The sequence below is a fragment of the Micromonospora sp. NPDC003776 genome (genome assembly GCF_053605645.1).
Genome location: NZ_JBSGJR010000421.1, coordinates 1 through 6,275, shown reverse-complemented (window position 1 = coordinate 6,275; position 6,275 = coordinate 1). Strand labels below are relative to the sequence as shown.

Annotated in this window: 9 protein-coding genes and 1 pseudogene; 4 read left to right on the top strand and 6 right to left on the bottom strand. The window is 74.3% G+C overall.

What is annotated here, in order from left to right:
- The 3 genes from ACWEVO_RS26855 to ACWEVO_RS26845 form a co-directional block, all read right to left on the bottom strand.
- Nucleotides 1–757 (bottom strand): LacI family DNA-binding transcriptional regulator (locus ACWEVO_RS26855; protein ID WP_452310283.1); only part of this gene is annotated, 757 nt, incomplete at its 3' end.
- 90 nt (nucleotides 758–847) lie between these two features.
- Entirely contained in the window at nucleotides 848–1,681 is an 834-nt protein-coding gene (locus ACWEVO_RS26850) for a helix-turn-helix domain-containing protein (protein WP_452310284.1), read from the bottom strand.
- Nucleotides 1,682–1,840: 159 nt separating this feature from the next.
- A complete protein-coding gene (locus ACWEVO_RS26845) occupies nucleotides 1,841–2,104 on the bottom strand; it encodes a DUF397 domain-containing protein (RefSeq protein ID WP_452310282.1) in 264 nt (87 codons plus the stop codon).
- A gap of 239 nt (nucleotides 2,105–2,343) precedes the next feature.
- On the opposite strand from ACWEVO_RS26845, the gene ACWEVO_RS26840 reads away from it, so the two are divergent.
- Nucleotides 2,344–2,979: a GGDEF domain-containing protein gene (locus tag ACWEVO_RS26840; RefSeq protein ID WP_452310281.1), complete on the top strand. Its 636-nt coding sequence runs from the start codon at nucleotides 2,344–2,346 to the stop codon at nucleotides 2,977–2,979.
- A gap of 33 nt (nucleotides 2,980–3,012) precedes the next feature.
- Here the strand turns inward: ACWEVO_RS26840 and ACWEVO_RS26835 are convergent, their stop codons facing one another.
- Nucleotides 3,013–4,044, bottom strand: coding sequence for a phosphotransferase (locus tag ACWEVO_RS26835; RefSeq protein WP_452310280.1), 1,032 nt, complete (start codon nucleotides 4,042–4,044; stop codon nucleotides 3,013–3,015).
- A gap of 39 nt (nucleotides 4,045–4,083) precedes the next feature.
- Complete coding sequence (locus ACWEVO_RS26830) at nucleotides 4,084–4,578, bottom strand: type II toxin-antitoxin system PemK/MazF family toxin (protein ID WP_452310279.1); 495 nt, start codon at nucleotides 4,576–4,578, stop codon at nucleotides 4,084–4,086.
- Between the two features lie 176 nt (nucleotides 4,579–4,754).
- Here ACWEVO_RS26830 and ACWEVO_RS26825 point away from each other — a divergent pair, with 176 nt between their 5' ends.
- The gene (locus tag ACWEVO_RS26825; protein WP_452310278.1) at nucleotides 4,755–5,183 is read left to right on the top strand and encodes an OsmC family protein; all 429 of its coding nucleotides are present in this window, start codon (nucleotides 4,755–4,757) and stop codon (nucleotides 5,181–5,183) included.
- A gap of 98 nt (nucleotides 5,184–5,281) precedes the next feature.
- Here ACWEVO_RS26825 and ACWEVO_RS26820 read toward each other — a convergent pair whose 3' ends face one another.
- The gene (locus tag ACWEVO_RS26820; RefSeq protein WP_452310277.1) at nucleotides 5,282–5,458 is read right to left on the bottom strand and encodes a hypothetical protein; all 177 of its coding nucleotides are present in this window, start codon (nucleotides 5,456–5,458) and stop codon (nucleotides 5,282–5,284) included.
- Nucleotides 5,459–5,511: 53 nt separating this feature from the next.
- Here ACWEVO_RS26820 and ACWEVO_RS26815 point away from each other — a divergent pair, with 53 nt between their 5' ends.
- Nucleotides 5,512–6,030 (top strand): NUDIX hydrolase, encoded by a 519-nt coding sequence (locus ACWEVO_RS26815; protein WP_452310276.1) that lies wholly within the window; start codon nucleotides 5,512–5,514, stop codon nucleotides 6,028–6,030.
- 48 nt (nucleotides 6,031–6,078) lie between these two features.
- Nucleotides 6,079–6,275: pseudogene (locus ACWEVO_RS26810) on the top strand (hypothetical protein); the annotation flags it as partial.

The following is a 6,275-nucleotide window of genomic DNA, read 5'->3' as shown; positions in this document are numbered from 1 at the left end:
CCGCCGCGGCGGCGGCCCCGGCGGCGCGGCTGTTGGCGGTGGCGTTGAGCACGGTGAGCGCGGGCCAGGGCACGCCGACGGCGGCGAAGGCGTCGGCGAAGCCGGTGAGCCGGCCGCGCGTGGTGGGGTGCGGCGCGTCCCCGGGACCGGCCAGGCGCAGCGGCCCGGGCGGCGCGTCGGGCAGCACGGAGTCGCCGAGCAGGGCCACCCGGCGGTGGCCGAGCGCGGCGACGTGGTCGGCGACGGATCGGGCCGCGGCCCGTTCGTCGATGCCCACGTACCGGTCGTCGGGGCCGGCGTCGGCACGCGGGGCGGTGGTGACGTACGGCAGCCCCCGGTCGCGGATGGCCTGCAGGACCCACTCCTCGTCGCCGACGCAGTAGACGCAGAAGCCGTCCACGGACGCGTTCTCGACCACGCTGCGGACCCGGGCCCGGTCGGCGGGCAACGGCATCAGCAGCAGGCTGGTGCCGTGTCGCTCCGCGGTCCGGCCGACCCCGGCGAGGAACCGCACCGCGAACGGGTCGGTGAAGGCGTAGGACAGCTCCGAGGTGAACAGGACACCGATCGCCCCGACGAACCCGCGCCGCAGGGAGCGGGCGGTCGGGTTGGGGCCCGGGTAGCCGAGCCGCCGCGCCGCGTCGAGGATCTTCGTCCGGAGCGCCGCGGAGAGCTGGTCCGGCCGGCTGTAGGCGTTGGACACGGTGCTCCGGGAGACGCCCACCGCGTCGGCCACGTCCTGGAGGGTCGGCTTCACCGGCTCACCCTTCTGGATCGATTCAGAACTGGATCGATTCAGAGACTACCCGCAGCCGGTGGCGACGGTCAATGGCAGGCGTTGCCGGCGTCAGGCCGGGTAGAGCTCGTCGCGGATCCGGGCGAGCAGTTCGGAGGTCCGCTCCGGCGGCGCGGCCTCGACGCAGAGCCGCTCCATCGCCAGCGCGTAATAGTCCAGGTCGTCGCGCTTGTCGAGGTAGATGGCGCTGGTCAGCTGTTCGATGTAGACGATGTCCGGCAGGTCCTGGTCGCCGAACCGCAGGATGCTGAACGCGCCGCTGGCCGCGGCGTGGCCGCCGGCGGCGAACGGGACGATCTGAAGCTGGACGTGCGGCGCGGCGGTGGCCTCGATCAGGGCGTCGAGCTGCGCGCGCATCACCGCGGGACCACCGATCGGCCGGCGCAGGGCGGCCTCGTCGAGCACCGCCCAGAGCTGGGGCGGACTGCTGCGGCGCAGCAGCTCCTGGCGCTCCATCCGCAGGCTCACCCGCCGCTCGACCTCCTCGGCCGGCGCGCCCCGGTGACCGAGCAGGATCACCGCCCGGGCGTAGTCGGCGGTCTGCAGCAGGCCGGGCACGAACTGCACCTCGTACGTGCGGATCAGCGCGGCGGCCGCCTCCAGGCCCAGATAGGACTGGAACCAGCTGGGCAGCACGTCGCCGTACCGGTGCCACCAGCCGGGGCTGTTCGCGTCGCGCGCCAGCTTGAGCAGCGCCTCCCGCTCGTCGGCCGCGATCACCCCGTAGAGGGTGAGCAGGTCGGCGACGTCGCGTTCCTTGAAGCCGACCCGGCCGAGCTCCATCCGACTGATCTTGGATTCGGAGGAGCGGATCTCCCAGCCGGCGCTCTCCCGGGTCACCCCGGCACCTTCCCGGAGCCGGCGCAGCTGCCCCCCGAGCAGCATGCGCAGCACCGTCGGCCCGCTGGTCGGGCCCCCCTCGGTGGGCACCATCGTCACTGCTCGTCCCTCGCCTGCCGACATACCCGACCGGACGCCCCAGCCCGGCCGACGTGTAAGCATGCCATGGACCGACAGTGAGGTGAACTCCCCCGGACGGCCGAGTCAGTCCCGCTGGCGAGACGTGCGGCGGGCGATCAGGTTGTCGAAGTCGCCGTCGCGCGCGCCGAGCACGAACGCGGCGATCTCGTCCACTGTGTAGATCAGCGCCGGCCCCTCGGGGTACCGGGAGTTGCGCACGGCGATCCCGGCGCCGCCGGGAAGCTCGGCCAGCTCGACGCAGTTGCCGCTCGGGTTGCTGCGTCGGCTCTTCTGCCAGCGCAGCGGCGGCAGCTGGCTGGTCGGTACGCCGTTGTGAGGCTGCTGCATGGGGCGTCTTTCTGTGCAAGAGCCAGCCGATGCCGCGGGGAGGACAGGCGTGGGTGGCAAGAAGGGATCTGTCGACTGAGGACGAGATGCACGTGCATCTGCTATTGCATCTGCATTGGACAGCGAGCATGATAACCCGAAGTGTGGTGTACCCAGGTGTTCACTTTGGGTGACCCCGCTCCGGGTTGCGAACAGCGAAAACGGTCGCCGGTAAGGCGAGTCTGCGGTGAGGAGGGCGCGTGCCGGACCCGATGACCGTCGCCTCCGGTATCTCCGCCGCCGGCGCCCTGGTCTCCGCCTGGCAACTGCGCCGCCGGGCGCTGCGCGCAGAGGCGGAACTCGAGCTGCTCCAGGCCGAACTGGAAGCCGAACGGCACGCGGCCAGCCACGACCCGCTGACCGGCCTGCCGAACCGCCGGGCCTTCTTCCGGCTGGCCGCGGCCCTGCTCACCGACGCCGCCGGCAAGCCGCTGGTCGCGATCGTGCTCGACCTCGACGGCTTCAAGCAGGTCAACGACCGCTACGGGCACGCCGCCGGCGACCAGGTGCTGGTCAGCGTGGCCCAGCGGCTCACCGCCTTCGCCGGGGACAACCTGGTGGCCCGGCTCGGCGGTGACGAGTTCGCCGGGCTGCTGGCCAGCCCGACGGTGGACCGGCGGTGGCTCGAGCACGCCAGCCGCCGGCTCTACGAGGCGGTCGCGGCGCCGATCCCGCTCGGCACCCGCACCGTACGGGTGACCGCCTCCGTCGGGCTCGCCCCGGTCTACGGGCCCACCCAGCTGACCGACGCGCTCTGCCGGGCGGACGCGGCGATGTACCAGGCGAAGAGCGTCGGCGCGGCCCGGGCCGCCCGGGAACTCATGGCCGAGTGCTGAGCGCAGCGCCCGTGGGGGCGGGCGAAGCCCCGCTCAGCCGTCCCAGCGGCCGAGGTCGCGGAGCGCCTGGCGGGCGAGGCTGACCAGCCCGACGGGCGACAGCAGCCCCGCCACGATCCGCAGCGCGCGCACCCGGTCGGCCTCGGACCGCTCGGTGTCCGCCACATCACCGGCCCAGCTTGAGATGTCGTCGAGCGCACGCACCCCGAGGTGGTAGGCCAGCCGGACCGGATCCGGCTCCGCCGGACCGTACCCCTCGAAGAAGGCAGCCTGCTCCGCCGAGGTCACCGGCGCGAACGCGAGCACCCCGCCGAGGACGAACATCAGGTCCCGTTCGCGGGGCGCGAGCACCGCGTCGTCCCAGTCGATCAACCAGACCTGACCCTCCGGGCCGAGCAGCAGGTTGCCCAGGTGCGGATCGCCGTGGCAGACCACCAGGTCGGCCGGGCGGGCGCGCAACTCCGCGCCCAGCCGGTCCACCCGGTCCAGCAGGGTGGCCAGGTCGTCGGCCGCCTCCCGCCAGCGGCCCGCCACCGCATGGGTCCACCGGTCGGCCGTGCGGTCGTCCACCAACCGCAACCGGCGGTCCATCTCCCGTGTCGCCGCGCCGACCAGCGCGTGGGTGTGGTCCTCCCGGGGCAGCCCGGCCAGTTCGTCGGTCACGGCGACCGCGTGGGTCGCGGCCAGCACCTCGCCGTACGCCCGCCAGTGAGCGGGACGCATCCCACCGGCGAGGGCCCGCTCGTCGGAGGCCCACGGCACCACCGACAGCCGACGTCCCTCGTGGACGGTGCTCACCTCGCCCGCGCGGGAGACCCGGGGGGCGACGATGCCCGGTACGCCCTGCCGGGCGAGCTGGGCCGTCACCACCAACCCGGCCGGGGTGCCGCCCCCGCTCAGCTTGACCGCGTACTCGCCACCGTCGGCGGTGGTGGCGCGCCACAGCTCGGCGCTGGCGTCCGCGCCATACCCGTCGGGCACGGCGGAGACGATGGTCAGGCCGAAATCGGCCGCCACCCACCCGGCGAGCCGCTCATCCACGCCGGTCGCCATCTCGCTCGTCACCGGCCCACCATGCCACTCCGGTGACCGGCGAGCTGACCGTTACCGCCAGCCGTAGCCGGCGCGCAGCGCCTGGCCCACCCGGTCGAACCGGGGCCGGTCCAGCACTGCGCCCTCGCGGCGGATGCTGTCCTCCCGCATGGTCAGCACCCGGTCGAGGCGTACCCAGCTCGGGCGCTGGTCGCGGTCCCACTCCCCCGGGCCGAGCGCCAGCCAGTGCCGCTGCCCGTCCCGGTCGCTCTGGCTGGACAGCATCAGCCCGAACAGGGTCCGGCTCTGCCGGCCGACCACCAGCACCGGCCGGTCCTTGCCCTGCCGGGGGTCGTCCTCGTACGGAACCCAGGTCCAGACGATCTCGCCCGGGTCGGCCTGGCCGTCCAGCTCCGGGGCGTACGCCAGCTCGCGCCGTTGCAGCGCGGTCACCTGGCGGCGCCGGGCCACCTGCGCCGGGATCGGCCCCGGGGTGCGGGCCGGCGCGGACGCGCCGCCGGTGATCCGGCCGAGCCGGGACGCCACACTCTTCAACAGACCTGCCACGGCCGGCAGCCTACCGTCCGGCGATGCCCGGCGCGCGGTGTGGATCAGGAACGAAAGTCGGTGGTCGCAAACCCCTTGCGGACCGGACTCGCCCGGGTGGTCGACGCCGGTTCGGACTGAACCGGGGAGTCCCCGCACCGGCTCCGGGTGATTCACTCGGCCCGGAGGTGGTGGGGATGACCATGGAGGTGAGCACCCGCAGCCTGCCGGGGCGCCCGGCGGCGATTGGTTCGGCGGGGCCGTTCACGCTGGTGGTGGACCGGCCGGCCGACGGCGGCGGGGACGGGATCGGCTTCAACGGCGGGCAGCTGCTCTACCTGGCCGTCGCGGGGTGCGTCTCCAACGACCTGTTCCGCGAGGCGCGGGCGTTGAACATCGTCCTGCACCGGGTCGAGGTGACGGTGCACGGCGACTTCGCCGGCGACCCGGCCGTCTCCACCGAGATCGACTACGACGTACGGGTGGCCGGGGACGCGCCCGACGAGCGGCTGCGCGAGCTGGTGTCCCGGGTGGACGCGATCGCGGAGATCCCCAACTCGCTGCGCCGGGGCACCCCCGTACGGCTGCGCCATGCCGAGGTGACCGGCGGCCCGGACGCAGGCTGACGCCGCGCCGTCGCCGAGTTGGGCTCGGCGAGCGCGGCTGGCCTGGCGAGCGGCCTGGGTCGGCCGGGGACCGCCTGGGCGGCAGGCGCGGACCGGGGTCAGGTCGGGCGGCGGGCCACGACCAGGGCGGTCCGCAGGTCCAGCACGACCGTGCCGCCGAAGCCGTCGACCGCCACCCCGTCGTGGTACGCGCGGGCGCCGTCGACGATCTCCGCCGGATAGCCTGGTCGGGCCTCATCGTATTCGCCGGCCACCTCGCCGAAGAGCTGCGACATGATCGTCATCATCGCAGCGCCGGCCGACGGCCATCGACCCGCCGGGAGGAACCGTGCACCCCGAACTGCCCCGCGACCTGCCGGTGATCGAGCGCCGCGCGGTCCGGCTGGTGGTGCTCGACGCGACCGACCGGGTGCTGCTGTTCCACACCCGGGATCCGGAGCACCCCCGCCTCGGCATCTGGTGGGAGCTGCCCGGCGGCGGGCTCGACCCCGGTGAGACGTACCGGGCGGCGGCGGTGCGGGAGCTGCGCGAGGAGACCGGGATCGTGGTCGAGCCGGCTGCCGTGGGGGCGCCGACCTGGCGGCGCCGGGCCAGCTTCATCCACCGTCAGCTGCGGCACCTGCAGGACGAGGTGGTGGTGCCGGTGCGGTTGCCCGGGCCGGGCCCGGACGTGGACGAGGCGCACCGGCTCGACTACGAGGTGGAGGACTACTTCGGTTTCCGCTGGTGGCCGGTCGCGGAGATCGTCGCGGATCGGCCGCGCTGCTATCCGGGGCGGCTGCCCGAGTTGCTGCCGGCGTTCCTGGCCGGCGAGGAGATCGACGAGCCGTTCGAGCTGTGGTCCTGACGGGCCGGCGGGGGTGACGGACCGGCGCCCAACCGGCACAGTGGACCGGTGAACCCACTCCACGAACCCCTCGCTCGCTACGCCGAGCGGCTGCACCGCGCCGCCGGCGCCGCCCACCACGTCGCCTCCCCGCTCGGCGCCTGGCTGCTCCTCGCGCTGACCGGCCCGGCCGCCGCCGGCGACACCCGGCAGGAACTCGCCGAGGCGCTCGGCACCGATGTGGACGCGGCGGCGGAGGCGGCGCG

Bases quoted from the DNA above. Each gene is read 5' to 3' on its own strand.
- ACWEVO_RS26825 (WP_452310278.1), top strand. From the start codon at position 4,755: ATGACCATGGAGGTGAGCACCCGCAGCCTGCCGGGGCGCCCGGCGGCG.
- ACWEVO_RS26820 (WP_452310277.1), bottom strand. From the start codon at position 5,458: ATGTCGCAGCTCTTCGGCGAGGTGGCCGGCGAATACGATGAGGCCCGA.
- ACWEVO_RS26845 (WP_452310282.1), bottom strand. From the start codon at position 2,104: ATGCAGCAGCCTCACAACGGCGTACCGACCAGCCAGCTGCCGCCGCTG.
- ACWEVO_RS26850 (WP_452310284.1), bottom strand. From the start codon at position 1,681: ATGCTGCTCGGGGGGCAGCTGCGCCGGCTCCGGGAAGGTGCCGGGGTG.